This window comes from Kribbella sp. NBC_00382 (assembly GCF_036067295.1).
Taxonomy (GTDB): Bacteria; Actinomycetota; Actinomycetes; order Propionibacteriales; family Kribbellaceae; genus Kribbella.
In genome coordinates, this window is the sequence record NZ_CP107954.1 from 5,864,846 (window position 1) to 5,889,369 (window position 24,524).

The window sequence follows — 24,524 nt, forward strand, 5'->3', positions numbered from 1 at the left end:
CGGTTTCGGGTATCCACCGTGTAGCGTGGCTTCACGATGGTCGACGTCGAGCTGCGAGAACTCCGCCTGTTCCTCGTACTGGCCGAGGAGCTGCACTTCGGCCGTACTGCGGAACGCCTCGGCCTCACCACCTCGCGAACCAGCCAGTCGCTGCGAGCCCTCGAGCGCAAGCTCGGCGGACGGCCCTTGTTCGACCGCACCAGCCGCGTCGTCACCCTGACCGCCGCCGGACGTGCCCTGCACGACGAACTCGCACCTGTTGTGACCGGCCTGGACAACACGCTCGCCCGCGCCCAGACGCGAGCGACCGGCCCGGGGCTGATCCGCCTGGGCGTCCTCAACGCCGCCTCCGGCACCCTCGTCTTGAACAAGGCGGTCACGCTCTTCGAAGCCCAGTACGAAGGCGCTTCCGTACGCCTGATCGCGACCCCTTTGAACGACCGGCTCGGCCCGCTCCGCCGACGCGAGGTGGATCTGCTGGTGACGCGACTGCCCCTCGACCAACCCGACATCGCGATCGGTCCGCTGCTCTCCCAGGACGAGCCCCGCGTGCTCATGGTCGCCACGGACCATCTACTCGCCGGCCGGCGCGACGTCTCGGTGGAAGACTTCGCGGACTACCCGGTGCGGAGGCCATCCGACGTGCCGGAGTTGGCAGAGGTCAGCTGTCCGACTCACACGCCCAGCGGCCGCCCGATCGTGCCGTTCGATCTGCAAGTCAACGACATCTCTGAGCTGCTCCTGCTCATCGCCCAGGGCCGGCTGATCCACCCGACCGTGGCCCCGTTCGCGGAACACTTCCGGCACCCGGGCATCGCGATCGTGCCGGTACGGGACCTCCCGCCCTCATCGACCGCACTGGCCTGGCTGAAGGGGCAAGAACATCCCGCCCGCGACACCTTCGTCGCCACCGTCGAACAGGTCCTCGTCCGGCCCACCTGATGTGCAAGACCGGAAGCTAACGAGGTTCGAACGGAGACGATGAGGCGGCGGTGCGCTTGATTCGGACCTGGGCGTCCGCGGCGGCTTTGCGGTGCCAGCGTGCGCGCTGCCACCGCTGGAGTACTGATCGTCGGCGGCGAGTGTCGAGGTCTTGGGTCATTGCCGTCCGCAGGGCGCTCGTGGTCAGCATCAGGTCTGTGTAGGCGCCAGCGGTCAGCACCCCGTCAGGCGATTTGTGCTGGAGGACGGCGTCGAGCAGTTCCTGGACATCGCCGTACCGGGCGCGCGCCGACTCCGACATGAAGAGTCCGCCCTTCGAGTAGTACCAGGTCCGGTACGACTCGTGGAGCTGCTCGAGTTGGCCGCGCGTCGGCTCGGTGCGCGGCCAGCGGGGCACAGCACCGGTGGCCTTCCACAGCTCTGGATAGGCCGCTAGCCGTTGATCGCGAAGGTTCTCGTCGATCCCCGCGCGCGTGGAGATCCAGCTGTTGACGAGCGCGATCACCCCGGCGGTCAGCAACGCAAGGACCCCGGTCACCACGCCGCGCGTCAGTTCGGTCGACATCAGTCGCAGTTTGGACCCGGTCCTCGCCCTGAACAAGAGCTAGCGTGGGCTGCTTGGTCGGGGTGGCGATCGGGGAGGTTGCGGTGCGGTTGGAGCTGGCGCGAATTCTCCAGGCTCGTGAGCAGATCGATCCGGTGTTTCGGGAGACGCCGCAGTACGACTGTGGGGCGCTGGGGGAGGTGCTGGGGTGCCGGGTGATCTTGAAGGTGGAGACGGTGAATCCAGTCCGATCCTTCAAGGGGCGTGGGACGGAGACCGTTCTGAGCAGGCTGCCGGGAGCCGGTGCTGTGGTTTGCGCGAGTGCGGGGAATCTCGGGCAGGCACTCGCATACAGCGGGCGGCGGCGGGGGATCGAGGTCACGGTGGTCGCTTCGGCGGCAGCCAATCCGCTGAAGATCGAGCGGATGAAGGCGCTTGGTGCCACCGTGGTGCTGGTGGACGGCGAGATCGAGGCGGCTCTCGAAACCGCCGAACGGTTTGCTTCTGAGACAGGCGCGTTCTTGGTTGAGGACAGCAAGGACATCGGTACCTGCGAAGGAGCAGCAACGATCGGAGTCGAGCTTGCTGAGCTGCCTGTTGAGCTCGACTCGGTACTGATCTCGCTGGGAGCTGGTGCGATGGCTTCTGGCGTGGGGTTCGCCGTGAAGAGTCTCTGCAAGACCACCGAGGTCATCTGCGTCCAGCCGGAGAAGGCCCCCGCGATGACGCTGGCCCTGCGTGCCGGTCGCCCGGTCGAGGTCGGCGCCCCGGAGACCATCGCGGATGGTGTCGCCGGCCGGTACGTCATCCCGGAGGTACTCGAGGACCTGACTGCAGTCGCGGACGACGCGGTCCTGGTGACCGAGGAGGGCATCGTCGAGGCGATGCGCCTGCTCTACCTCCACGCAGGCCTGGTGGTTGAACCGGCCGCGGCCCTCGGAGTCGCCGCGATCCTGGAGTCCAACGGCCGCTTCAACGGCAAGACAGTCGCCACCATCCTCTGCGGAGGCAACGTCACCCCGACCGATTTCGCTCGCTGGATCCGGTAGGGCTTACGCGACGTCGGGCCTGGTCATCAAGGGGGAGCGCAGGTGTAGTACCAGGTCGGGGCCGGTCAGCGGCACGGTGCTCCAGGTCGCGACCGCCTTCTCCGCGTCGATCACCAGCCGGACCCGATGCGGTGTGGTGATGACGTAGAGGTCGGCTACGAACACCTCGTCCTGCCAGGCGCCGGTTGCGATGAGGGGGCGGCCGAGGGGTGAGCTTTCGCGCCAATCCGTGTGGCCGACTTCGAGTGTGAGGGATGAGCCGAGTTGTAGGTGCCAGCCGCCGGGGATCGGGTCGAGGGTGACAGGGGTTCCGTGGGGGAGGGCCGAGTTCTCGGGGGTGGCGTCGATCGTCGCCGCGGCAGAACGCAATGGAGCGGCTGACCCCGGTACCGGGGTGAGGGACAGCTGCCGCAGGCGATCGGCGAGCCGTTCGTCGTCTTCGGGGGTTGCAGCGTCAAGGCCGGGCAGGAGGGTCTCCCAGAAGAGGCCGGGTAGGACGTCTGTTGGATCGACGGCGCCGGTCAGGGCGATGACGAGGTCGTGGGACGGTACGACCACGCAGTACTGGCCGAGGGTGCCGTGGCCGTGGAAGCCGTGCCGCGAGATCCAGAACTGGTAGCCGTACCCGCACAGGAAGTCGGGGTTCTGCGGCCAGTTCGGCAAGGGCGGCGTCTCGATGTGCGGTCTGGTCGCCAGCTCCAGCCATTCGCGCGGTACGAGCTGGCGACCAGCCCAGACACCGCCGTGCAGCAGCAACTCGCCGAAGGCGGCGATGGCCTCGGTCGTGAGGTGCAGTCCGTGGAAGCCGAAGGCGGCGCCGCTCGCCACCCGGTCCCACTCGGCGCCTTCGATGCCCATCGGCGCAAACAGTCGCTCGTCGAGCAGCTCCGGCAGACCGCGACCGGTGACCCGCTCGACCATCCGGGCCAGGATGTAGGTGGTCGAGTTGTCGTAGGTGTGCCGAGTCCCCTCAGGCTCGGAAAACTCCACCCGCAGGAAGCCCTTCGTCAGGTCGTCCGGTTCGAGCTCCCAGGCCTCGACGAGCGAGTCATCACCGTGGCCGGCCGTCATGGACAGCAGATGATGGACGGTGATGCGGCGTCCCTGCTCCGAGATGTCGGCCGGTACGTGATCGGGCAACACGTCGACCACCAGATCGTCCAGCGAGAGCAGCCCGTCGGCGATCGCGAGCCCCACCGCGACCGAGGTGAACGACTTGGTCAGCGAGTAGAGCAGGTGCCGGCGATCGGCCGAGTACGGCGCCCACCAGCCTTCGGCGACGATGTGTCCCCGGTGGACGATCATGAGCGAGTGACACTCGATGGACTGCTCGTCGAGCCGGTCCAGCAGCATGGCGATCGCGCGACTCGACACCCCTGAGGCGGTCGGTGTCGAGCGCGGCAACAGCGGGCGCTGGGAGGACATGCAAGGACCGTAACAAGGCCGCACAATCGAATTACGGGTCAGCGGCTGTTGCGCCGGCGGAGGAGCTTCTTCAGGCCGTACGTGGACTGGAAGAGCATCACGACGCCGCAGACCGCGATGATGATGAAGAGGATGGTCTGGTTGCGGTCGGGACTGCCGCCGAGTAGTTCGGTGCCGCTCCAGATGAGGAGCACGCCGGCGGCGGCCAGGGTCAGGTAGCCGGTGGCGAGGTTCTTCGGCGTGAACTGCCACCACGGTTCGTCGGCGGGCCATACGGGCTTGTCGTTCATCGGTCTTCTTCCTTTCGGCGGGGTTCGTTCGGTACTTCGAAACTACGAGCGCCACCGGGCCGGAGCATCGACCGCGCGAACGAAACCGCGCGATGGACCTCGTACTTCTGGCCAGGTACCCAACTGGCCCCGTGGTTGACGTCGGCAACCAACGGAACCAGGCATGCTGGAGCCATGACCCGTACTACGGCAGCGCCGCCCGGCCACCTGCGCTGGACGCCCTTCGGTGTCGAGGTCGTGCTCCTCTGGCTGGCCCTGTTCGCCGACGGCTGGCTGAACTACGCCGGCCGCCCCGTCGGGGACGTCGCGATCCTCGCCGTTCGGCTGGCTGCCATGGTCATCAGCGGCCTGATCGTGGCGGTGGTACTGATCAGGCACAGGTTCCCGCGTCTCGTCCTCGGCACGTTGGCGGCCTCGCTGGCGTCCCTGCTGGTCACCGTGGTCGCCGTCCAGCTACTGGCCGCGGAAGATCGGCAGATCATCCGGCCATCGGTCGCCGAGGTGCTCGGACTGGCCATCCTGGTCGGGTCGATCTGCCGCAAGTCGGCGCCCCGCCAGGCGATCCCGTTGGCCGCGCTCGCCGGGATCGCGATGACGTTGAACCCTCTCCTCCGACCGGGGATCGACTCCGACTGGGCGCTGCTCGCAGTTCCGGCCGCAGTGCTCTGGGGCGCGAGCGTAGGAGTCGGCCTAGTACTCCGTGATGCCGACAACCTCCGCCGTACCGCCCAGACGACAACTCGCGAGCTCGAGCGACTGAACCTGGCCAGGGAGCTGCACGACTTCGTCGCCCACCACGTGACCGGGATCGTGGTACTTGCCCAGGGCGCCCAAATGTCGCCGCGCCACAATCCCGCAGTACTGGCCGAGATCGAGGAGGCCGGTACCGAGGCGCTGACCGCGATGCGCCGGCTGGTCGGCATGTTGCGGACGGACACCTTCGCCACCCTCACGGATGCGTTGAAGGATGCTTGCGGCAACGATGAGTCGGTACGGCTGGCCAGCCAGGACTTCGTCGTACCGGCCGAGTTGATCAGCGCGGCGCACCGGATCACGTTGGAGGCGCTGACCAATGCCCGCCGCTATGGCGAACCCGGTACGCCGATCGACGTGACAGCTCGTCCTGGCCGTGGGGTGCTCGTGCTGCAGATCGCCAATCAAGTTGCTGCAGGCAACCATGGTGAGGAGGCGCGTGGTGGCGGTTCGGAGTACGGGCTGGTCGGGATGCGGGAACGCGCGGAGGCGGTGGGAGGTACGTTGATGGCCGGTCTCGATGTGGGTGGCAACTGGTTGGTGACTGCGGTACTGCCGCTGCCCGACGAGCGGTCTTGGATCTAGGAGCTGATGATGGTCACGCGGGTGTTGATCGCCGACGATCAGGCGATGGTTCGGACCGGGTTCCGGTTGATCCTCGAGTCGGAGCCTGGGCTGGAGGTGGTCGGCGAGGCCGGCGACGGCGACGAGGCGGTCCGGCTGGCTCGCGAGTTGCGGCCGGATGTGACGCTGATGGACATCAACATGCCGCGCATCGACGGACTCCAGGCGACCCGGTTGCTGGCCGGTCCCGGCGTCGCCGAGCCGCTGCGAATCGTTGTTGTGACGACGTACGACCTAGACGAAAACGTCTACGCCGCCCTCCGCGCCGGCGCCTGCGGCTTCCTGGTCAAGGACGCCGGCCCGCGCCTGCTGATCGAGGCCGTCGAGGCTGCCGCTCAAGGTGAATCAATGGTCTCGCCATCGGTCACCACCAGGCTGCTCGAACAATTCACCCGCGGCGCCAAGCCAGTCGCCGAAAACCCCCTGACCGACCGCGAAACCGAGGTCGTCAAGGCCGTCGCCCGCGGCCGTACCAACAACGAGATCACCGACGAACTCGTCGTCTCCCTCTCCACCGTCAAGTCCCACCTGTCCAGCGCCCAACGCAAACTGAACCTCCGCAACAGAACAGAACTAGCCATCTGGGCCTGGGAAAACCACCTGGTCGGGCAGTAGCCCGGCGCTGATCAGACGTCGATGCGGGAGCCCATGATGACGACGCGGTCGCGGGGGAGGCTGAAGTACTCGGCCGCGTCGGCGGTGATGCCGGAGGTGGCGATGAAGAGGCGTTTGCGCCAGCGGGTCATTCCCGGCGCGTCGCCGAGACCCAGTTCGATCGTCGACAGGAAGTACGACGTGTCGTCGAGGTCGGCGGACATCTCGGAGCTCTTCTCGGCCGCCAGGCGGAGTACTGCGGGAACGTCCGGCGTCTGCATGTAGCCGAACCGGGCGGAGACGTGGATGATCCCGTCGTCGAGGTGACCGAGGTCGTCGACGGTGATGCTGTCGGCGACGTCGACGTGCGGGACCGGGTCGGTCTCGATCGACAGGATGAGGACGTGCTGGTGCAGGATGTGGTTGTGCTCGACGTTGGCGCGCATCGCTAGCGGCACGCTGGTCTTGCTGCGGTTCAGGAAGACGGCGGTACCGGCCACCCGCAGCAGTGGTGGCGACGACTCGTGGAGCTCGTCGATGAACTCGCGGAGCGGACCCTCCCGCTGCTCGCGCCGCTGGGTCACGATCACCCGGCCGCGTTGCCAGGTGGTCAGCACGGTGAACACCGTGATCGCGATGATCAGTGGCAGCCAGGCGCCGTGGGCGATCTTGGTTAGGTTGGCCGCGAGGAAGAGCAGCTCGACGGCGAGGAAGATCGTGGCCCCGGCGATGACCAGCCAGAGCGGCTTCTTCCACTGGCGTCGCACGATGTAGAAGAACAGGATCGAGTTGATCGTGATCGTGCCGGTGACGGCCATCCCGAAGGCGAACGCCAGCGCCGCCGAGCTCTCGAAGGCGAAGACCAGGGTGAGTACCGAGATCATCAGCGCCCAGTTGACCCACGGCACGTAGATCTGGCCGATGGCTTCCTCGGAGGTGTGCGTGATCCGCAGCCGCGGCAGGTAACCGAGCTGCACTGCCTGGTGGGCAACTGAGAAGGCGCCGGTGATCACGGCCTGCGAGGCGATCACTGTGGCCGCGGTTGCGAGCAAGACCAGCGGCAGCGTGGCCCAGCCCGGTACCAGCAGGAAGAACGGGCTGCTGATGTTGCTGGAGTCCGAGAGGATCAGCGCGCCCTGACCGAGGTAGCTCAGGACGCAGGCGGGGAAGACCAGGAAGAGCCAGGCCCGGCTGATCGGTCCGCGGCCGAAGTGGCCCAGGTCCGCGTACAGGGCCTCGGCGCCGGTGATCGCCAGTACGACCGCGGCCAGCGCGAAGAACGCGATCGCGAAGTGACCGGTCATGAAGCCGATCGCGTAGGTCGGCGAGAGCGCCTTGAGGATCTGCGGGTGATCGATGATGCCGCCGATTCCGGCCACGCCGATCACGGTGAACCAGAGGACCATCACCGGCCCGAACGAGCGGCCGATCTTCGCGGTGCCGAGCCGCTGGACCGCGAACAGCACCAGGATGATGGTCGCAGTGATCGGTACCACCCAGTCGTCGAATCCGGGCTGGACCACCTTCAGACCCTCGACCGCCGACAGCACCGAGATGGCCGGCGTGATCATCGAGTCGCCGAAGAACAGCGAGGCGCCGAAGATGCCGAGCCCGGCCAGGATGTACTTCGTCCGGTTGCTGCCGGGGACGGCCTTGCCTCGGATCAGCGTGATCAGGGCCAGGATGCCGCCCTCGCCGTCGTTGTCGGCCCGCAGCACCAGCAGCACGTACTTGACCGTCACGATCAGCGTCACCGACCAGAAGATCAGCGAGATGATCCCGAAGACGTTGTCGGTCGACACCGGCACCGGGTGCGGGTCGCTGGGGTTGAAGACCGTCTGGATCGTATAGATCGGACTGGTCCCGATGTCGCCGAACACGACCCCCAGCGCCCCCACCATCAGGGCAGCCTTCGCCAGCGTCCGGGGACCGCCCACGGCCTTCTCCGTCTGAGTCACGAGGGAATTCAACCACCCGGCAGACCCGACGTCAGGAAGCGTCGGCTCCGGTGCGGAAGGTGCGGCGGTAGGCGATGGGGGAGACGCCGGTGCTCTCGCGGAGTTGTTGGCGCAGGTTTGTGCCGCTGCCGAGGCCGGTACGGTCGGCGATCTGGTCGACTGTCAGGTCGGTGTCCTCCAGCAGTTGACGGGCGTAGTCCAAGCGCTGCATGGCCAACCAGGTGCCAGGGCTTACACCGGTCTCGGCGCGGAATCTGCGGGTGAAGGTCCGGACGCTCATCCGGGCGTGCGCGGCGAGCTCGACTAGGCTCAGCGGTTGCCCGAGTTGCTCGGCAGCCCAGGCGCGGGTGGCCGCGGTACCGCCGTCTTGTCCGGGCGGGATCGGGCGTCGGACGTACTGGGCTTGGCCGCCGTCGCGTCTCGGCGGTACGACGCACGCGCGGGCGACGGAACTCGCGACGGCGCTGCCGTGGTCGTTGCGGATGACGTGTAGGCAGAGGTCGATACCGGCTGCTACTCCGGCGGAGGTCAGTACGTCGCCGTCGTCGATGTAGAGGACGACGGGGTCCACCTGTACCGCGGGGAACAGTTGCTGGAACTGCTCGGCCTCGGCCCAGTGAGTCGCGGCGGGCCGGCCGTCGAGGAGTCCGGCGGCGGCTAGTACGAAGGCACCGGTGCAGATCGCGAGGAGGCGGGTGCCGGGGCGGATGTGCTTGAGGGCGCGGCGTACGTCGTCGTCGAGCAGGCCGTCGTCGTCAACGATGTCGTGGAGCAGCTGGGTGGGCGGGATCACGATGGTGTCGGCGGTGGCGAGCACCGAGGCGTCGTGCTGGACGGTGATCGAGTAGTCCTCGGCGGTGCGGATGGGCTCGCCATCGATGGTGCAGGTGATCACCTCGTACAGCCGGTGGTCTTCTGCCGAGACCGCGCCGCCGAAGATCCTCGACGGGATGGCGAGCTCGAACGGGATGACGCCCGGCAGCGCCAGGACGGCGACGCGATGCGGCTGTGCGGACATGGCCCGATAGTTTCACATGATGTCCATCGGGCCAGTAGGCAGAGCGGGTGGGCAACCGAAAGACTCGGGCCATGACGACGATGCAGGCTGTGGTGGCGCAAGGGATCGGTGGACCTGAGGTCTTGAGTCTGCAGGAGGTGGAGCGGCCGGTGCCGGGGCTGACCGAGATCCTCGTGCGCGTCCATGCGGCTGGGATCAATCCGACGGACTGGAAGGCCCGCGCGCTTGGAGGCCGGCTGGCCGACGGGGATTCTCCGGTGATCCTGGGGTACGACGTGGCCGGCGTGGTCGAGGAGGTCGGCGGGGGCGTGACCTGGCTTCGCGTGGGGGACGAGGTGCTGGGGATGCCTCGGTTCCCAGTGCTTCCGGGTGGCTATGCGGAGTACGTCGTTGCTCCGTCGCGCCAGTTCGTCCGGAAGCCGGCGGCGCTGAGTTTCGAGCAGGCGGCAGGGTTGCCGCTGGCTGCGCTGACCGCCTGGCAGGGCTTGGTCGATACCGCGCGATTGAGCTCAGGACAGCGGGTACTGGTGCACGCGGCGGCCGGCGGCGTCGGCCACTTGGCTGTACAGATCGCCAAGAGTCTCGGCGCGTATGTCATCGGCACCGCTAGCGCGCCCAAGCATGACTTCGTCCGCTCGCTCGGCGCCGACGAGGTCATCGACTACCGGGGTGTGGACTTCGTCGACGTACTACGAGAGCGCCCGGTCGATGTGGTTTTCGACCCGATCGCGGGCGACACCAGCCTGCGATCGGTGCATGTGCTCAAGGACGCCGGCACGCTCGTCTCCATCCTCGACGTCGAGGACGACGCGGCGGCCGAGGCGAAGCGACGCGGCATCCACGCCGACTTCACCTTGGTGGAGCCCGACCGCCTGGCCCTGACCGCCATCACCGACCTGGTCGAGCAGGGCCGGTTGCGGGTGGAGATCGACTCCGTGTTTCCGCTTGCCGAGGCGGCCGACGCGCATCGCCGGGGAGAGACCAACCAGGCCAGCGGCAAGATTATTCTCCGCGTTTGCTGAGGATGGCGAAGGCAACTGTGGCGAGGGCGGTCAGGGCGGCGGGGAGGAAGAAGACGTGGGGGAGGCCGATGGCTGCCACGCCGAGGCCGCCGGTTGCGCCGCCGATGGCTGAGCTGACGGGGATCGAGCTGAGGAAGATACCGGAGGCTGTGCCGACGCCTTCGGGGTAGAGGTGCTGGGCGATGGAGACGCCGAGTGCGCCGACGCAGGCCCAGAGGCCGGCTGTGAGTGCTTGGCCGACGAACAGTGCGACTACGGAAGTACTGGTTGCGTAGGCGAGGTTGCCGGCGAGGCCGAGGGCGGCTCCGACTGTCATCACCGGCATCGCGCCGAAGCGGTCGGCCAGGCGGGCGACGAGCGGGAGCATGAGGAGCTCGAGCAGAGGTTGGATGCCGATGACCGCGCCGCGCATCGTGTCGGAGACGTGGAGTTGTTCGGCCATGTAGATGGGGAGATAGCCGAACTTGATTGTGTCGCCGGTCATCGCGAGGACGCAGATCGCGGTGAAGACGAGCAGCGGCATCATGTGATCGATTTGTCGCCGGCTCGTGGGGCTCGGGATCAGGGTGACGTCGTCGTACCGCGCCACTCGCTGGCGGCCGAGCGGGATCATCTGCGCGAAGACGCAGGTGGCGGTCGCCACCAGGAGAGCGCGCAGACCGAACTCGCCACCGAACCAGCTGCCGGCGACGGGCCCGATGATCCAGCCGATCACGAAGGCCATCCGGACGGCTGCGATGACCCGGTTGTCCGCCTTGGTTGGGTGCCGGCTCAGCTCGTCCCGGCAGGCGGCGAACAGTTGCGCCATCGAGCCGCCGGACACGCTCAGCGCGATCGCACTGATCACGAACGGCAGCCAGACGGTGTTGGCGGCCGCCATCGCGAGCCATCCGACGGTGCCGACCAGCGCGCAGATCCGGAACCAGAGGAGCCGCTCGGGAGTACGGTCCGACAACCGGCCGACCAGGTATCCGGCGATTGGGGCCGCGAGGTTGGTCACGTAGTACAGGCCGGCGACGGGTAGTGGCGTGTGCAGTTCCCGTACTAGGAAGAGGGTCAGCTGGGGTGTGGCCGCTGACATCCCGATCCCGGCGATCAGCAAGGCCAGGAAGGCACCCCGGTAGACCCGCGACCGGAAGACGATCCCCAACGCAGACTCGGACCGGTCGAACATCACCCTCCAACCCCCGTCAACACTCCCCAAACCCTATCCGGGGCCGTCCGCGGGCTGGTCCGCCGTCTCGCCGAGCGCCCGCGTTGCCGGGTCGACGTACTCTTGGGGGGTGCGTTCCCGTCCCACACTGACCTGGTCTCCTGGGCCTGATGTGCTGTCGCTTGCTCCCGGTACTACGGACGTCGCGCCCGTTGTCGACGTGGTCGGTGGTGGGGGCGTGGTGGTGTTGAGCGGGGCTGGGATCTCGACCGAGTCGGGGATTCCGGATTATCGGGGTGAGACGGGGAGTCTGCGGACTCATACGCCGATGACGTACGGCGACTTCGTGGGGAGTGAGTCGGGGCGGCAGCGGTACTGGGCGCGGAGTCACCTCGGGTGGCGGACGATCGCTCGGGCTGATCCGAATGCGGGGCATCGGGCGGTCGCCGCGTTGCAAGCCCAAGGGTTTGTCGACGGCGTGATCACCCAGAACGTCGACGGGCTGCACGGTGCCGCGGGCGCGCGGGACGTGATCGAGCTGCATGGCAATCTCGATCGGGTGATCTGCCTGGACTGCCGGCAGACGACTCCGCGGGAAGAGCTCGATCGGCGGCTGCGCGCGGCCAACCCGGTCTTCGACGGCCAGGCGACCAGGATCAACCCCGATGGCGATGTCGAGCTGCCCGACGAGGTGGTCAAGGACTTCCATCTCGTTGACTGCACCAACTGCGGGTCCGAGCTGCTCAAACCGGATGTCGTCTTCTTCGGCGAGAACGTTCCGAAGACCAGGGTCGAGCGCTGTTACCGGCTGATCGACGACGCCCGCGCGGTGCTCGTCCTCGGTTCCTCGCTGACCGTCATGTCCGGCTTCCGCTTCGTCCGGTACGCCGCGAAGGCCGGCAAACCCGTCCTGATCATCAACCAGGGCATCACCCGAGGCGACCCGTACGCCGCGGTACGGGTGAACCTTCCGCTCGGAGAGGCGCTCACCAGCCTCACCGGCGCACTCCTCTGAGGACGGCCTTCCCGGGTGCGAGGATGCCGTCGTGGAGTCCTACGTCGAGCATCCGCCGCTGCCGGAACTGGCGACGATGGTGCGCACGGTGTGGATCCAGCGCACCGGCGATACGGCGTACGAGCAACGACATCTGCCCACCGGCGGCGTCGAGATCCACTTCCCGATCGGCGGACGCCCGCAACTCGTCGGCCCGCTGACCGGTCCCGAGGTCGAGATCATTCCGCCGCACACCACGATCGTCGGCGTACGGTTCCTTCCGGGCACCCCGCCACCGCTCCCGACCGTGCTCGACGACCTGGTGGATCAGCGGCTCGGCCTCGCGGACCTGTGGCGCGACTCGGCCGACCGTCTCGTGGAGACAGTCGCTGCGGCCGGTACGCCGGAACGCGGGCTGCTCCTCCTGCAAGCCGATCTTCTGCAGCAGTTCCGGCGTACCGGCGTGGACCTGCTGGTCGGTGAGGCCGTGCAGGCGTTGATGCCCTGGCGCCCGGTCAACATCGACAGCCTGGCAAACCACCTGGCGTTGTCATCGAGCCAACTCCGTCGCCGTTGCCTGCAGGCGGTGGGGATGAGCCCGAAGGTTCTTCAACGGACCCTGCGATTCCAGGGCTTCCTCGCATTGGCTCAAGCCGGTGCCACCGCCAGCGGTCGACGCGGTGCGGACGGAATGGCAGGACTCGCGATCGACGCCGGGTACGCCGACCAGGCTCACCTGAGCCGGGAATGCCTCCGTCTCACGGGCGTCACCCCGACCCAGCTCCTCGGCGGCGACATCGAGCGGTGCATGTGCGGCCACGACCACTCCGCGTCGTACCAGCCCTTCCTCGCCACCCGCGACAGGCCGTTGCGGGTGCACGATTTGTTCAAGACCGGGGCGGTAGGCCGCTCGTAGATTCGGGCTCATGCCCGACCTGGCCGCGACTCTCGATGGCGAGTTGTTCAGACCCGACTCGCCGGGCTACGACGCTGCCCGCCGACCGGTCAACGTCGCCTACCAGGATGTGCGGCCGCGGCTCGTGGTTCGCTGCCGCTCGGTCTCGGACGTCGTCAACGCGGTGCGTTATGCGATTCGTACCGGAGACCGTGTCGCGCTTCGCGGCGGCGGCCATTGCTTCGCTGGCCGCTCGTCGACGGACGGGATCCTGCTCGACCTGTCCGGCCTCGACGGCATCTCGGTCGCAGGCGAGATCGCCACGATCGGAGCCGGCGCCCGGTTGGCGCAGGTGTACTCCGCGCTTCACACCCACGGTCGCACCTTGCCGGTCGGATGCGGTCCGACCGTCGGCATCACCGGGCTCACACTCGGCGGCGGGATCGGCCTGCTCGGACGGCGGTACGGCTTGACCTGCGATCGGCTGATCGGAGTACAGGTCGTGCTCGCAGACGGCAGCGTCGTGGACTGCGATGAGGACCACGAACCGGACTTGTTCTGGGCTCTGCGTGGTGCGGGTGGCGGTCAGTTCGGCGTAGTGACGGTACTGCGATTCGCCACCGTCCCCGAGCCGCTGACGACTCGCATCGAGGCGCGCTGGTCCGGCGTCGCTCTCGAGGAGGTCGTCGCGGCCTGGCAGGCCTGGGCGCCGGACGCTCCGGACCAACTCACCGTCAACCTCAGCGTCGCGTCGGAGCCCGGCGTGCCGATGGAGGCGACCTTCTTCGGCGCCTCGCTCCTCGGGGAGGAACCGACCCGTGAGCTGCTGCATTCGTTCGTCTCGTCGGCTGGTCGGGCCGACTCGATGGAGTTGCGTGCGGGCCTGCCCTTTCAACGTCTGAAGGGCACCTTCGCCGACCCGCGCGGTGTTCCCGCCGTACGGATGCGGTCGGAGTTCTTCTCCCGTTCGATGTCCGAGCGCACCCTCGGGTCGCTGCTGACCCAACTGCGCAAGGGCGGACGGGAGATCGCCTTCACCGCGATGGGTGGCGCCTACAACCGGGTCGCCGAGGACGCGACCGCGTTCGCCCATCGCGGCGAGCGGTTCCTGCTCGAACACATCGGCGAGGCGGACGATCCCTGGGTCGACGAGTCCTGGGCGACGGCCCACGTCGACGGCTCCGGCCGGGTGTACCCCAACTTTCCCGACCCAGCGCTTCCCGACTGGGCTCCGGCGTACCACGCAGGCAACTATCCACGGCTGGTCGCGGTCAAGAACGCCTACGACCCGGACCGGCTCTTCACCTTCGTCCAAGGAGTGTCATGAGCAAGGTTTTCAGCGCGTTGTCGGTCTCGGTCGACGGGTACATCACCGGGCGGGATCCGGGCGAGGGGCGTGGGCTCGGCGACGGGACGATGCTGTTCGACTGGTACTTCGCTGGGGATACGCCGAGCAAGGAGTTCGATGGGTTCAAGTTGAGTGCGGCGAGCGCGCGGGTGTTCGACGCGTTTGCCGCGCGGGTCGGGGCGAGCCTCGCCGGGCGGAACACGTACGACGACTCCGGCTGGATCAACGGCGGGACGCCGCATCCGAACGCGCCGCTGGTCGTGCTCACGCATCGCCCGATTCCGGGGACGAGGGATCGTCAGACGGTAGTCACGACCGGCATCGAGGACGCTGTCGCGGCCGCACGCGAGCTCGCCGGTGAGAAGGACGTCGCGCTGATGGGCGGTGGCGTGGTGACGGCGGCGCTCGAGGCGGGGCTGGTCGATGAGTTGGTCCTGCATCAGGTGCCGATCCTGCTGGGTGGGGGCCGACCGTTCTTTCAATCGTTGCCTTTGCATGTGGGCTTGCGGCTCGTCGAGGCAGTACCGGCGGATGGCGTGACGCACCTCCACTACGAGGTGATCCGATGATCCTCGTCACCGGAGGGCTGGGGATGATCGGCGCGCAGACGGCTCGGGCGCTGGTGGAGCTGGGGCAAGAGGTTGTGGTCACGGCGTACCGGCGTACCGAGGTTCCGTCCTTCCTGGCCGGCAAGGTCGTCGTGGAGTCCCTCGACACCAACGACCGGGACGCATTCCTTGCCCTCGGCAAGCGGTATGAGATCTCGGACCTCGTCCATCTGGCCGGCACCGTCCCCGGCGAGGACGCGGTCGACTACTTCCGTACGGACCTGACCGGTCTGCTCAACGCGCTGGACGCTGCCCGCGCGTGGGGTGTTCGCCGGTTCGCGGTCGCGAGCAGCATCGGCGTGTACATAGGCCGGCCCGAGATCCCTTGGCACGAAGAGCTCTCGCTTCCCAGCGTGGCCTATCCGCACTTGATCATCGCGTTCAAGAAGGCGGTCGAGCCGTTGGTGACGCACAGCCTCCAGGGCACGGACATCCAGCCGGTACTTCTCCGGATCGGAGGTACGTGGGGACCGCTGATGGACCCGGAATCACCGTTCAACCCCATCCCGGCGTGCGTCAGCACACTGCGCCGTGGCGAGACGCCGCGCCCCATCTACGCTGGCGACGGCGGCGACAACTGCTATGCCCCGGACGCCGGCCGCGCGATCGCCCTGCTGATGACAGCGGAGACGTTGCAGCACGACACCTACAACATCTCCAACGGCCGCCGATCCATGAACAGCGAGGTCGTGGACGCACTGCAGGCAGCCTTCCCCGACGCTCAGCTCGACGTCATCCCCGGCAGACAGAACGGCCCCGGCGACGACCCGTACCTGGACATAACCCGCCTCACCGCCGAAACCGGCTTCACCCCCACCTACGACGTCCCCACCGCAATCACCGACTACCTCACCTGGCGCACCACCAACCCCCGCTGACACTTTGTGCTCGACGTGAGTGTTCTGGACCGGCAGGAATGCTCAGGTGGAGCACAAGGTGGCGCAGCCGGGAAATGCGTGGCGGGCTTGTGGGGGCGTCGATACGCTGCGTGGATGGCTGAACTGGTGTCGAAGCGGGCGCAGGTGGCGCGCAATCGGCGTACTGCCGTCCAGGCGCTTGCGGACTATGCGGTTGACGAGCCGCGGCTTTCGTTTGTTGCGCATGGGGAGAACACGACGTTCAGGGTGGACTCGCGGGACGGCCGGTTCTTGATGCGGGTGCATCGGCCCAATCGCCATGGTCCGGGGGTTGATTCACGGGTTGCGGTGGGTGCGGAGCTGGATTGGCTGGCGGCGTTGCGGGCTGAGACGGAGCTGAGCGTGCCGTCGCCGGTTCGGGCGCGCAGTGGGGAGTGGACGACCGTCGCCGATGGACGGGTCTGCTCGGTGCTGGGGTGGCAAGGTGGGCGGATGCAGGCGGCTCATCCGAAGGCCGTGCACTTCCGGCGCTTGGGCGGCGTGCTTGCACGGTTGCATGAGCATGCATCGGGATGGACTCCACCCGCCGGGTTCGTGCGGATGCGGTGGGACTGGGAGACGTTCTTCGGCAACACCATGGAGTACGGCGGTGTGTCCGCGGCCGACTGCTGGGACCTGCTGCCGGCGCCGGTGCGGGTGCAGTTCGACGAGGTCGCGCGCCGGATGCGCATCGTCATGGCAGACCTCGGGACGCAATCGGATGCGTTCGGGCTGATCCATGCCGATCTGCACTTGGAGAACGCGCTGTTCGACGGCGATGCGGTGCGGATCATCGACTTCGACGACTGTGGCTTCGGCTACTGGCTCTACGACCTCGCAGTACCGCTGTGGGACAGTCACCACCGCGACGACTACCCCGCCTACCGCGCGGCGCTTCTGGAGGGCTACGCGCAACACCGCGACCTACCCGGCCTCATACACCTGGATGACTTCATCGCCACGCGGTACGTCGCCGTCGGTCTCTGGTTCGCCGGGATGGCCCAGGTCAACCCGGCGTTCGCGGCCGACCTGGACAAGACGATGGACTACGTCCGGCGCTCACTCGATCAAATGCTCTAGAACAGCTTCCACTGCCCCTCGGAGACGACCTCGACCGTACCGTCGACGACTTTGAGCGCGGACGCGTCGTCGATCGCGTACGTCGGTACCGGGATCCGCGCCGCCCACTTCTCCGCGTTGGCGGCTGAGGCGTCGAGGTGGTGCGGGTGCTCGAAGTGCGGGATCACCGCGAAGTCGACGAGTCCGGCTCCTTGCCCGGTGACCAGAAGTCGCTCGACGTCACCTTGAGGCGTGGAGAGGACGACTTCCTCCGACTTCAACGGTCCGTCGCTTCCGCGCGGCGGCTCGGTGTAGGTCTCGACGAAGGTGGAGGCGGTCGCGATGCTTCCGGCGCTCACCCCCACGTAGACCGCCTCGGACCGGAGCTTCGGCAGGAGATCGGTCAGCCCCGAACGCCGCATCCAGTTGGCGAGGAACATCGGGTCGCCCCCACAGACCAGCAACGCGTCGGCGTCACGGACCGTCGGCACCCAGGCGTCCTCCTCAATGCTCGGCAGCACGGACAGCTCCAGCACCCCCAGCGACTTCCACCCCAATTCGGCCAACCGCCCCGGCGCCTGCCCGGCGATCGCACGCTGCGCCATGTAGGGCCCACCACGAAAAGGGATGGAGGGCCGTAGGGATGATCAGCGCATTCGCCTCACCGATCGGCTTCCCCAGCAACTCGACCAACGCGTCCTGAATGCTGTCGTTCTCCACACCGGCAGAAGTCAGTAGCAGCCTCATAACACCTTCCCTGTCCTCGGATGAGCGTCTTCTACCCTGCAACGAACAGCCCCACCCCGATCCGACAGCACCCCCGGAAATGAGCACCGGACCGGTCCCTTGCGTGAAAGGGGCCGGTCCGGTGTCCGCCGTACGGATTGGAAAGGGTCAGCGTTGCGCGCCGGTCCGTAGGCGGTTCAGGGTGGCCTTGGCGGCCGGGGTGGAGTTGGAGCTGGTGGCCTTGCGGCTCAGTTGGCGGGCTTCTGACGCCCATCGCGTCTGTTCGGCCGCGGTGATCGTCGTCGGAGTGCCGGTCAGCTTCTTGTAGGTCAGCGACGCGACGCCGGCCTGACCTTCGTACCGAGGGTGGTAGTTCAGCGCCCGGAGCAAGTTGATGTCCTTGCCCTGGATCCACGCCTGCCCGTCCGGAGCGCACGCATCGTGCCCGGTCGATGGCCCGAAGGTGTCGACGTAGACCGCCCCGCCGGCCGCGGCCGCGCCGGACACCGCTTGGTTGAGCTTCTGCTCGACGGAGTACAGATAGGCGTAGTCCCCGTCGGAGAACGGCAGGATCGCGGGACATACGCCCTTCTCCGGCGCGATCTTCGGATACCCGACGAGTACTACGGTCGCGCGCGGCGAGCGGAGCTTGATCCCCTTCACCACCTCGGTGATCCGCGCCTGCGTCTGCACCAGCTTCGCCGCCAGCGTGTCCACGCCGTCGACCGTGAAGTGCTTCTTGCACGGAGACCCGGCCGGATCAGCCGCGCGCAGACCAGGGCAGGTCTCGGTGATGTCGCCGAAGACTCCGAAATCGTTGCCACCTATCCCGACGGTGACGAGATCGGTGTCCGGCCGCAGCGCGTCGAACTGGGGTGGGAACGTGCCGAGCGGCGTGCTCTGCGGCTGGGTCATGTTGGTGGTGTCCGCGCCACCGCAGCTGACATCGGCGAAGGACGTCACCCGCAGCTGGGCCGCGAGTTGCTTCGGATAGTTGTTCGACGAGCGCAGGCAGCCGAGCGACAGGATGTCGGGCAGCGGCACCAGCGGCGCCGACGAATAGGAGTCGCCGAGAGCGACGTACTTACTGAAGGTGACGGGCGCGAAGGCCGGGGCGGCAGCCTGAGCGGTACTCGTGAGGGACATCGAACCAAGCAGTGCCACCGAACTGCAGGCGGCGACGAGGCGCTGAACTTTCACGGAACCTCCGAGGATGCGAAAGAAGTGCGGCCCCACCCTAAGTTGAGTCACGGCCCGATTACAAAGGGTGACGACGGGACCTGTTGATACACCTCGACCGGGCACATGGAATCCTTCTGCCATGCATGTCTGGCACGGTTTGGGCGAGGTGGACCCGGGGTTCGGGCCGTCGGTCGTCACCATCGGCAACTTCGACGGCGTGCACCGCGGTCACCAGGAGGTACTGCGGCACGCCAAGGCGCGCGCGGCCGAGCTGGGTGGGCTGCCGGTGGTCGCGATGACGTTCAACCCGCACCCGATGGCGGTACTACGCCCCGGGCACGCGCCCGCGATGCTCAGCGAGCCCAGTCAACGGGCCGAGCTGCTCGGCGCGGCCGGCGCGGACGCGGTACTGATCCTGCCGTTCGACAAGGACGTCTCGAACTGGTCGCCGGAGGAGTTCATCGACCGGGTCCTGGTCAAGACCCTGCACGCCAAGGCGGTCGTGGTGGGGGAGAACTTCCGCTTCGGCCACAAGGCCGCGGGTCACGTCGACACGCTCGTCGCGGCCGGTGCGGCAGCCGGGTTCCAGGTCGAGGGGCTGAGCCTCTCGGGTGACGCCCAGCCGTGGTCCTCGACGTACATCCGGGACCTGATCGCCAAGGGCGACGTCGAAGGCGCCGCGGAGGCGCTGGGCCGGCCGCTCAGGGTCACCGGAGTCGTGATCGAGGGCGACAAGCGCGGGCGCGAACTCGGCTATCCGACCGCCAACATCCCCGCCCTGCCTGGCGCGGCGGTTCCGCTCGACGGCGTGTACGCCGGCTGGCTGACCGTCCTCGAACCGGCGCCCGGCGCTCCGCAGTACGCCGAACCGCTGCCGGCCGCGATCAGCGTCGGCAGCAATCCCACCTTCGACGGTGTGGACCGCCGGGTAGAGTCGTACGTGCTGGACCGCGACGACCTCGAGCTCTACGGCTCGAAAGTCGCGATCGACTTCGTCACCCGCCTGCGCGGCACCCAGATCCGTTTCGACACCATCGACGACCTGCTGGTCCAGATGAAGCTCGACGTCGATGGGGCACGCCGAATCCTTACCCAGAATTAGGGTGACGCGTCCACGGACTGATACCCTGGGCGCTGCCGTCTGAACGGCCGCGGATCGAGAGTGCCCGGGTGACATAAGCCCCGGTGCGCCGCGCAACGGACATCGAGAGGATCACTACGTGTCGTCAGCCAATCCTGAGGCGAAGAAGAAGATCATCGGCGAGTACGCCCTGACCGAGGGCGACACCGGTTCCCCCGAGGTCCAGGTCGCGCTCCTCACGCACCGCATCGCCGACCTGACCGAGCACCTGAAGGAGCACAAGCACGACCACCACAGCCGTCGTGGTCTGCTCCTCCTGGTCGGTCAGCGTCGCCGGCTGCTGAACTACCTGTCGAAGAAGGACATCAACCGCTACCGGTCCCTGATCGAGCGGCTCGGCCTTCGCCGATGACGTCGTGAGAAGCGGCCACCGCATTCCTGGTGGCCGCTTCTCGCGTATCCGTACGTCAGTACGGAGCCCCGCACAGCCGTGCGGAACAACTGAATAATCAACGACAACGAGACGACGCGAGACGCGTACCGGGCCGACGACCGGTCCTCGGTAGTGGCCTTCGGGACAGCGCTGAACAAGCGCCCCACCCGCGGGCCTCGATCGAAGACCGGCACACCCCCGGAAGACTCGCGCCTCACAGTCGTCTCAAGTGACGAGAGGGGTATCCCGTGTCGGGATCCACAAACGCGCCCATGGAGGGCGCAGAGTTCGCTGAAGCCGTCATCGACAACGGCAGCTTCGGCACCCGCACCATCCGCTTCGAGACGGGCCGTCTGGCCCGGCAGGCCGCCGGCTCCGCCGCCGCCTACCTCGACGGCGACACGATGGTGCTCTCGGCCACCACGGCCAGCAAGAAGCCCAAGGACCAGTTCGACTTCTTCCCGTTGACGGTGGACGTCGAGGAGCGGATGTACGCCGCCGGCCGCATCCCGGGCTCGTTCTTCCGTCGCGAAGGCCGTCCTTCCGAGGAAGCCATCCTGACCTGCCGGCTGATCGACCGCCCGCTGCGGCCGTCGTTCGTCTCCGGCCTGCGCAACGAGATCCAGGTCGTCATCACGGTCCTGGCGCTCAACCCGGACAAGCTGTACGACGTACTGGCGATCAACGCCGCGTCGATGTCCACCCAGATCGCCGGGCTGCCGTTCTCGGGCCCGATCGGCGCCACCCGCGTCGCCCTGATCGACAAGCAGTGGGTCGCGTTCCCGACGCACACCGAGCTCGAGGACGCCGTCTTCGACATGGTGGTCGCCGGTCGTGTCACCGAGACCGGTGACGTCGCGATCATGATGGTCGAGGCCGAGTCCACCCCGGGCACCTTCGACGCCGTTGCCGCCGGCAAGCAGGCGCCGACCGAGGAGATCGTGGCCCAGGGCCTCGAGGCCTCCAAGGCGTTCATCAAGATCCTGGTCGACGCTCAGTCGGAGCTGGCGGCCAAGGCCTCCAAGCCGACCGGCGAGTTCCCGGTCTTCCCGGACTACCAGGCCGACGCGTTCGACGCCGTCGAGGCCGCTGCCACCGAGGAGCTGACCCAGGCCCTCACGATCACCGGCAAGCACGACCGCGAGGACGCCACCGACGCCGTCAAGGCCGCCGTGGTCGCCAAGCTGGCCGAGTCCTTCGAGGGTCGTGAGAAGGAGCTGTCCGCAGCCTTCCGCTCGCTCACCAAGAAGCTCGTCCGCAACCGGGTGCTGACCGAGAAGGTCCGGATGGACGGTCGCGGTCTGGCCGACATCCGCCCGCTCAAGGCGCAGGTCAAGGTGCTGCCGCGGGTGCACGGTTCCGCGATCTTCGAGCGCGGCGAGACCCAGATCATGGGTGTCACCACGCTGAACATGCTCCGGATGGAGCAGCAGCTCGACACGCTCTCCCCGGAGACGCGCAAGCGCTACATGCACAACTACAACTTCCCGCCGTACTCGACCGGTGAGACCGGCCGGGTCGGTTCGCCGAAGCGTCGCGAGATCGGCCACGGCGCCCTCGCCGAGCGCGCCCTCGTGCCGGTGCTGCCGTCGCGCGAGGACTTCCCGTACGCGCTGCGTCAGGTGTCCGAGGCGCTCGGCTCGAACGGCTCCACCTCGATGGGCTCGGTCTGCGCCTCGACGCTGTCCCTGCTCTCGGCCGGTGTGCCGCTGAAGGCCCCCGTCGCCGGTATCGCGATGGGCCTCATCTCCGGCGAGGTCGACGGAAAGCTCGAGTACGTCGCGCTGACCGACATCCTCGGCGCCGAGGACGCCTTCGGCGACATGGACTTCAAGGTCGCCGGTACCAAGGACTTCGTCACGGCCCTCCAGCTGGACACGAAGCTCGACGGCATCCCGGCCAGCGTGCTGGCCGGCGCGCTGACCCAGGCCAAGGAAGCCCGCCTGACCATCCTCGACGTGATGGCCAAGGCCATCGACGCCCCGGGTGAGATGAGCGAGTTCGCGCCGCGGGTCATCTCGGTCAAGGTCCCGGTCGACAAGATCGGAGAGGTCATCGGCCCGAAGGGCAAGATGATCAACCAGATCACCGACGAGACCGGTGCCGACATCTCCATCGAGGACGACGGCACGGTGTACATCGGTGCGACGGACGGCCCCTCGGCCGACGCGGCGCGCGCGATGATCAACGCGATCGCCAACCCGACCATGCCGGAGAAGGGCGAGCGCTACCTGGGAACGGTCGTCAAGACGACCAACTTCGGTGCGTTCATCTCCCTGCTCCCCGGCAAGGACGGTCTGCTGCACATCTCGAAGCTGCGCGGCCTGGCCGGTGGCAAGCGGGTGGAGGCCGTCGAGGACATCCTGTCCGTCGGCCAGAAGCTCCAGGTCGAGATCGCCGAGATCGACGACCGCGGCAAGCTGTCGCTGATCCCGGTGCTGGACGAGGACGCCAAGGCTGAAGAGGCCAAGGCTGATGACGCAGAGGTCGCTCCCGCCGAGTGACACGTGCCATCACCAGCACGCTGCTGAGCTCGGAGGCAGGCGGTCCGGTCAAACGGACCGTCCTGCCCTCCGGGCTCCGCGTGCTTTCCCAGTCCGTACCGGGCTTCCGCTCGGTCACTTTCGGCGTATGGGTCGGGGTCGGCTCGCGCGACGAGCCGGTCCATCTGTCCGGCGCGACGCACTTCCTCGAGCACCTGCTGTTCAAGGGCACCGAGCGGCGCGACGCGATGGAGATCTCGGCGTCCCTGGAGGCCGTCGGTGGCGAGATGAACGCGTTCACCGGCAAGGAGTACACCTGCTACTACGCCCGGGTGCTCGACTCCGACCTGCCGCTGGCGGTCGACGTGATCTGCGACATGATCACCTCGGCGACGCTGACGGAGGAGGACATCGAGAGCGAACGGGACGTGATCGACGAAGAGATCGCGATGCACGCCGACGAGACGTCGGACCACATCCACGACCTGTTCGCCGAGCAACTCTGGGGTGAGACCCCACTCGGCCGCTCGATCACCGGTACGCCGGAATCGGTGGCCGGCCTGACTCCTCGCCAGGTCCGCGGCTGGTACCGCCGCCGCTACCTGCCCGAGAACATCGTCGTCTCGGTGGCCGGCAACGTCGAGCACTCCGATGTCGTTCGCCTGGTGCGCAAGGCTTTCGAGCGCCACTGGATGACTGCTGAGGCGGAGCCTTCGCCGGTACGGCCGGAGGCTAAGCGTCGCGTTCCGACGTACGGGGGAGTGGAAGTCCACCACCGCGACGTCGAGCAGGCGCATCTCGTGCTCGGCATGCCCGGCCTGGTCCGCAACGACGAGCGCCGGTACGCCGCTGGTGTGCTGCACGGCATCGTCGGTGGCGGGATGTCGTCGCGGCTGTTCCAGGAGGTGCGCGAGAAGCGTGGCCTCGCGTACTCGGTGTTCACCTTCGGCTCGGCGTACGCCGACTCCGGCATGGTCGGTGTCTATGCGGGCTGCCTGCCGAAGAAGGCCCCCGAGGTCCTCGAGGTGGTCCGCTCCGAACTGGCGAACATTGCCAAGGGCAACATCACCCCCGACGAACTCCTGCGTGGCAAGGGCCAGATGCGCGGCTCCGTCGTCATGGGCCTCGAGGACACCGGCGCCAAGATGACCCGCATCGCCAAGGCCGAACTCGTCTACGGCGAACTCCCCACCGTCGACCAGATCCTGCACCGCATCGACACCGTAACCCTCGACGACGTAGCCACCCTGGCCGCCGACCTCTACGCCGGCGCCCAAACCCTCACCGTCATGGGCCCCTTCAACGACAAAACCCTCTTCACCGTCTAACCCCTCGAACCGCGGCTTACCACTTGGTAGGCCGCGGTTCGTTGCGTCTCCGGCCTTGTCTGACAGAACTTCGATGGGCAATCTACGGAGCGTGATGATGCTCGCTGAGGTCTGATGAC

General features: G+C 67.5%; 23 protein-coding genes. 15 read left to right on the forward strand and 8 right to left on the reverse strand.

From position 1 onward, the window contains the following. Nucleotides 1-36: 36 nt before the first annotated feature. Nucleotides 37-942 carry a LysR family transcriptional regulator gene (locus OHA70_RS28015; RefSeq protein WP_328322652.1) on the forward strand — a complete coding sequence of 302 codons (906 nt, stop codon included), beginning with the start codon at nucleotides 37-39 and terminating at the stop codon, nucleotides 940-942. Between the two features lie 16 nt (nucleotides 943-958). Here the strand turns inward: OHA70_RS28015 and OHA70_RS28020 are convergent, their stop codons facing one another. Beyond that, nucleotides 959-1,507 (reverse strand): hypothetical protein, encoded by a 549-nt coding sequence (locus tag OHA70_RS28020; protein ID WP_328322653.1) that lies wholly within the window; start codon nucleotides 1,505-1,507, stop codon nucleotides 959-961. A gap of 83 nt (nucleotides 1,508-1,590) precedes the next feature. On the opposite strand from OHA70_RS28020, the gene OHA70_RS28025 reads away from it, so the two are divergent. Beyond that, nucleotides 1,591-2,535: a threonine ammonia-lyase gene (locus OHA70_RS28025; RefSeq protein ID WP_328322654.1), complete on the forward strand. Its 945-nt coding sequence runs from the start codon at nucleotides 1,591-1,593 to the stop codon at nucleotides 2,533-2,535. A gap of 3 nt (nucleotides 2,536-2,538) precedes the next feature. Here OHA70_RS28025 and OHA70_RS28030 read toward each other — a convergent pair whose 3' ends face one another. Together OHA70_RS28030 and OHA70_RS28035 are read right to left on the reverse strand one after the other, a co-directional pair. Continuing rightward, nucleotides 2,539-3,960, reverse strand: coding sequence for a serine hydrolase domain-containing protein (locus tag OHA70_RS28030; protein ID WP_328322655.1), 1,422 nt, complete (start codon nucleotides 3,958-3,960; stop codon nucleotides 2,539-2,541). Between the two features lie 38 nt (nucleotides 3,961-3,998). Then, on the reverse strand, nucleotides 3,999-4,250 hold the full coding sequence (locus tag OHA70_RS28035) for a hypothetical protein (RefSeq protein ID WP_328322656.1): 252 nt from the start codon (nucleotides 4,248-4,250) through the stop codon (nucleotides 3,999-4,001). 174 nt (nucleotides 4,251-4,424) lie between these two features. Between OHA70_RS28035 and OHA70_RS28040 the strand changes: the two genes are divergently transcribed. Beyond that, a complete protein-coding gene (locus OHA70_RS28040) occupies nucleotides 4,425-5,588 on the forward strand; it encodes a sensor histidine kinase (protein WP_328322657.1) in 1,164 nt (387 codons plus the stop codon). A 9-nt stretch (nucleotides 5,589-5,597) separates the two neighbouring features. Next, nucleotides 5,598-6,242, forward strand: a complete 645-nt coding sequence (locus OHA70_RS28045; protein ID WP_328322658.1) for a response regulator transcription factor — start codon at nucleotides 5,598-5,600, stop codon at nucleotides 6,240-6,242. Nucleotides 6,243-6,253: 11 nt separating this feature from the next. Here the strand turns inward: OHA70_RS28045 and OHA70_RS28050 are convergent, their stop codons facing one another. Together OHA70_RS28050 and OHA70_RS28055 are read right to left on the reverse strand one after the other, a co-directional pair. Beyond that, a complete protein-coding gene (locus tag OHA70_RS28050; RefSeq protein WP_328322659.1) occupies nucleotides 6,254-8,179 on the reverse strand; it encodes a potassium transporter Kup in 1,926 nt (641 codons plus the stop codon). A 31-nt stretch (nucleotides 8,180-8,210) separates the two neighbouring features. After that, nucleotides 8,211-9,197, reverse strand: coding sequence for a GlxA family transcriptional regulator (locus tag OHA70_RS28055; protein WP_328322660.1), 987 nt, complete (start codon nucleotides 9,195-9,197; stop codon nucleotides 8,211-8,213). A gap of 71 nt (nucleotides 9,198-9,268) precedes the next feature. Here OHA70_RS28055 and OHA70_RS28060 point away from each other — a divergent pair, with 71 nt between their 5' ends. Further along, the gene (locus OHA70_RS28060) at nucleotides 9,269-10,219 is read left to right on the forward strand and encodes an NADP-dependent oxidoreductase (protein ID WP_328322661.1); all 951 of its coding nucleotides are present in this window, start codon (nucleotides 9,269-9,271) and stop codon (nucleotides 10,217-10,219) included. On the opposite strand, the gene OHA70_RS28065 is transcribed toward OHA70_RS28060, so the two are convergent. Continuing rightward, complete coding sequence (locus tag OHA70_RS28065; RefSeq protein WP_328322662.1) at nucleotides 10,200-11,393, reverse strand: MFS transporter; 1,194 nt, start codon at nucleotides 11,391-11,393, stop codon at nucleotides 10,200-10,202. The genes OHA70_RS28060 and OHA70_RS28065 overlap by 20 nt on opposite strands. 109 nt (nucleotides 11,394-11,502) lie before the next feature. Here OHA70_RS28065 and OHA70_RS28070 point away from each other — a divergent pair, with 109 nt between their 5' ends. The 6 genes from OHA70_RS28070 (at nucleotide 11,503) to OHA70_RS28095 (ending at nucleotide 17,193) form a co-directional block, all read left to right on the forward strand. Then, a complete protein-coding gene (locus tag OHA70_RS28070) occupies nucleotides 11,503-12,387 on the forward strand; it encodes an NAD-dependent protein deacetylase (protein ID WP_328322663.1) in 885 nt (294 codons plus the stop codon). A gap of 31 nt (nucleotides 12,388-12,418) precedes the next feature. Next, nucleotides 12,419-13,282 (forward strand): helix-turn-helix transcriptional regulator, encoded by an 864-nt coding sequence (locus OHA70_RS28075; protein ID WP_328322664.1) that lies wholly within the window; start codon nucleotides 12,419-12,421, stop codon nucleotides 13,280-13,282. Nucleotides 13,283-13,292: 10 nt separating this feature from the next. Next, nucleotides 13,293-14,588 (forward strand): FAD-binding oxidoreductase, encoded by a 1,296-nt coding sequence (locus tag OHA70_RS28080; protein ID WP_328322665.1) that lies wholly within the window; start codon nucleotides 13,293-13,295, stop codon nucleotides 14,586-14,588. Beyond that, complete coding sequence (locus OHA70_RS28085; RefSeq protein WP_328322666.1) at nucleotides 14,585-15,178, forward strand: dihydrofolate reductase family protein; 594 nt, start codon at nucleotides 14,585-14,587, stop codon at nucleotides 15,176-15,178. Before OHA70_RS28080 ends, OHA70_RS28085 begins: the two co-directional genes overlap by 4 nt. Then, nucleotides 15,175-16,095 (forward strand): NAD-dependent epimerase/dehydratase family protein, encoded by a 921-nt coding sequence (locus OHA70_RS28090; RefSeq protein WP_328322667.1) that lies wholly within the window; start codon nucleotides 15,175-15,177, stop codon nucleotides 16,093-16,095. Before OHA70_RS28085 ends, OHA70_RS28090 begins: the two co-directional genes overlap by 4 nt. Before the next feature lie 114 nt (nucleotides 16,096-16,209). Then, on the forward strand, nucleotides 16,210-17,193 hold the full coding sequence (locus OHA70_RS28095) for a phosphotransferase enzyme family protein (RefSeq protein ID WP_328322668.1): 984 nt from the start codon (nucleotides 16,210-16,212) through the stop codon (nucleotides 17,191-17,193). Here OHA70_RS28095 and OHA70_RS28100 read toward each other — a convergent pair. Continuing rightward, entirely contained in the window at nucleotides 17,190-17,777 is a 588-nt protein-coding gene (locus OHA70_RS28100) for a Type 1 glutamine amidotransferase-like domain-containing protein (RefSeq protein WP_328322669.1), read from the reverse strand. The genes OHA70_RS28095 and OHA70_RS28100 overlap by 4 nt on opposite strands. Nucleotides 17,778-18,066: 289 nt before the next feature. Then, the gene (locus OHA70_RS28105; protein WP_328322670.1) at nucleotides 18,067-19,098 is read right to left on the reverse strand and encodes an SGNH/GDSL hydrolase family protein; all 1,032 of its coding nucleotides are present in this window, start codon (nucleotides 19,096-19,098) and stop codon (nucleotides 18,067-18,069) included. A 121-nt stretch (nucleotides 19,099-19,219) separates the two neighbouring features. Between OHA70_RS28105 and OHA70_RS28110 the strand changes: the two genes are divergently transcribed. The 4 genes from OHA70_RS28110 (at nucleotide 19,220) to OHA70_RS28125 (ending at nucleotide 24,405) form a co-directional block, all read left to right on the forward strand. Further along, the gene (locus OHA70_RS28110; RefSeq protein ID WP_328322671.1) at nucleotides 19,220-20,182 is read left to right on the forward strand and encodes a bifunctional riboflavin kinase/FAD synthetase; all 963 of its coding nucleotides are present in this window, start codon (nucleotides 19,220-19,222) and stop codon (nucleotides 20,180-20,182) included. A gap of 118 nt (nucleotides 20,183-20,300) precedes the next feature. Next, nucleotides 20,301-20,573 (forward strand): 30S ribosomal protein S15, encoded by a 273-nt coding sequence (gene rpsO, locus OHA70_RS28115; RefSeq protein WP_164604166.1) that lies wholly within the window; start codon nucleotides 20,301-20,303, stop codon nucleotides 20,571-20,573. Nucleotides 20,574-20,866: 293 nt separating this feature from the next. Further along, the gene (locus tag OHA70_RS28120; RefSeq protein ID WP_328322672.1) at nucleotides 20,867-23,098 is read left to right on the forward strand and encodes a polyribonucleotide nucleotidyltransferase; all 2,232 of its coding nucleotides are present in this window, start codon (nucleotides 20,867-20,869) and stop codon (nucleotides 23,096-23,098) included. Next, entirely contained in the window at nucleotides 23,095-24,405 is a 1,311-nt protein-coding gene (locus tag OHA70_RS28125) for a M16 family metallopeptidase (RefSeq protein WP_328322673.1), read from the forward strand. The genes OHA70_RS28120 and OHA70_RS28125 overlap by 4 nt, the downstream gene beginning before the upstream one ends. The last annotated feature ends 119 nt before the right edge of the window (nucleotides 24,406-24,524 follow it).

Bases quoted from the DNA above. Each gene is read 5' to 3' on its own strand.
- OHA70_RS28090 (WP_328322667.1), top strand. From the start codon at position 15,175: ATGATCCTCGTCACCGGAGGGCTGGGGATGATCGGCGCGCAGACGGCT.
- OHA70_RS28085 (WP_328322666.1), top strand. From the start codon at position 14,585: ATGAGCAAGGTTTTCAGCGCGTTGTCGGTCTCGGTCGACGGGTACATC.
- OHA70_RS28040 (WP_328322657.1), top strand. From the start codon at position 4,425: ATGACCCGTACTACGGCAGCGCCGCCCGGCCACCTGCGCTGGACGCCC.
- OHA70_RS28045 (WP_328322658.1), top strand. From the start codon at position 5,598: ATGGTCACGCGGGTGTTGATCGCCGACGATCAGGCGATGGTTCGGACC.
- OHA70_RS28060 (WP_328322661.1), top strand. From the start codon at position 9,269: ATGACGACGATGCAGGCTGTGGTGGCGCAAGGGATCGGTGGACCTGAG.
- OHA70_RS28035 (WP_328322656.1), bottom strand. From the start codon at position 4,250: ATGAACGACAAGCCCGTATGGCCCGCCGACGAACCGTGGTGGCAGTTC.
- OHA70_RS28120 (WP_328322672.1), top strand. From the start codon at position 20,867: ATGGAGGGCGCAGAGTTCGCTGAAGCCGTCATCGACAACGGCAGCTTC.
- OHA70_RS28095 (WP_328322668.1), top strand. From the start codon at position 16,210: ATGGCTGAACTGGTGTCGAAGCGGGCGCAGGTGGCGCGCAATCGGCGT.
- OHA70_RS28015 (WP_328322652.1), top strand. From the start codon at position 37: ATGGTCGACGTCGAGCTGCGAGAACTCCGCCTGTTCCTCGTACTGGCC.
- OHA70_RS28065 (WP_328322662.1), bottom strand. From the start codon at position 11,393: ATGTTCGACCGGTCCGAGTCTGCGTTGGGGATCGTCTTCCGGTCGCGG.
- OHA70_RS28030 (WP_328322655.1), bottom strand. From the start codon at position 3,960: ATGTCCTCCCAGCGCCCGCTGTTGCCGCGCTCGACACCGACCGCCTCA.
- OHA70_RS28110 (WP_328322671.1), top strand. From the start codon at position 19,220: ATGCATGTCTGGCACGGTTTGGGCGAGGTGGACCCGGGGTTCGGGCCG.
- OHA70_RS28080 (WP_328322665.1), top strand. From the start codon at position 13,293: ATGCCCGACCTGGCCGCGACTCTCGATGGCGAGTTGTTCAGACCCGAC.
- OHA70_RS28055 (WP_328322660.1), bottom strand. From the start codon at position 9,197: ATGTCCGCACAGCCGCATCGCGTCGCCGTCCTGGCGCTGCCGGGCGTC.
- OHA70_RS28020 (WP_328322653.1), bottom strand. From the start codon at position 1,507: ATGTCGACCGAACTGACGCGCGGCGTGGTGACCGGGGTCCTTGCGTTG.
- OHA70_RS28100 (WP_328322669.1), bottom strand. From the start codon at position 17,777: ATGGCGCAGCGTGCGATCGCCGGGCAGGCGCCGGGGCGGTTGGCCGAA.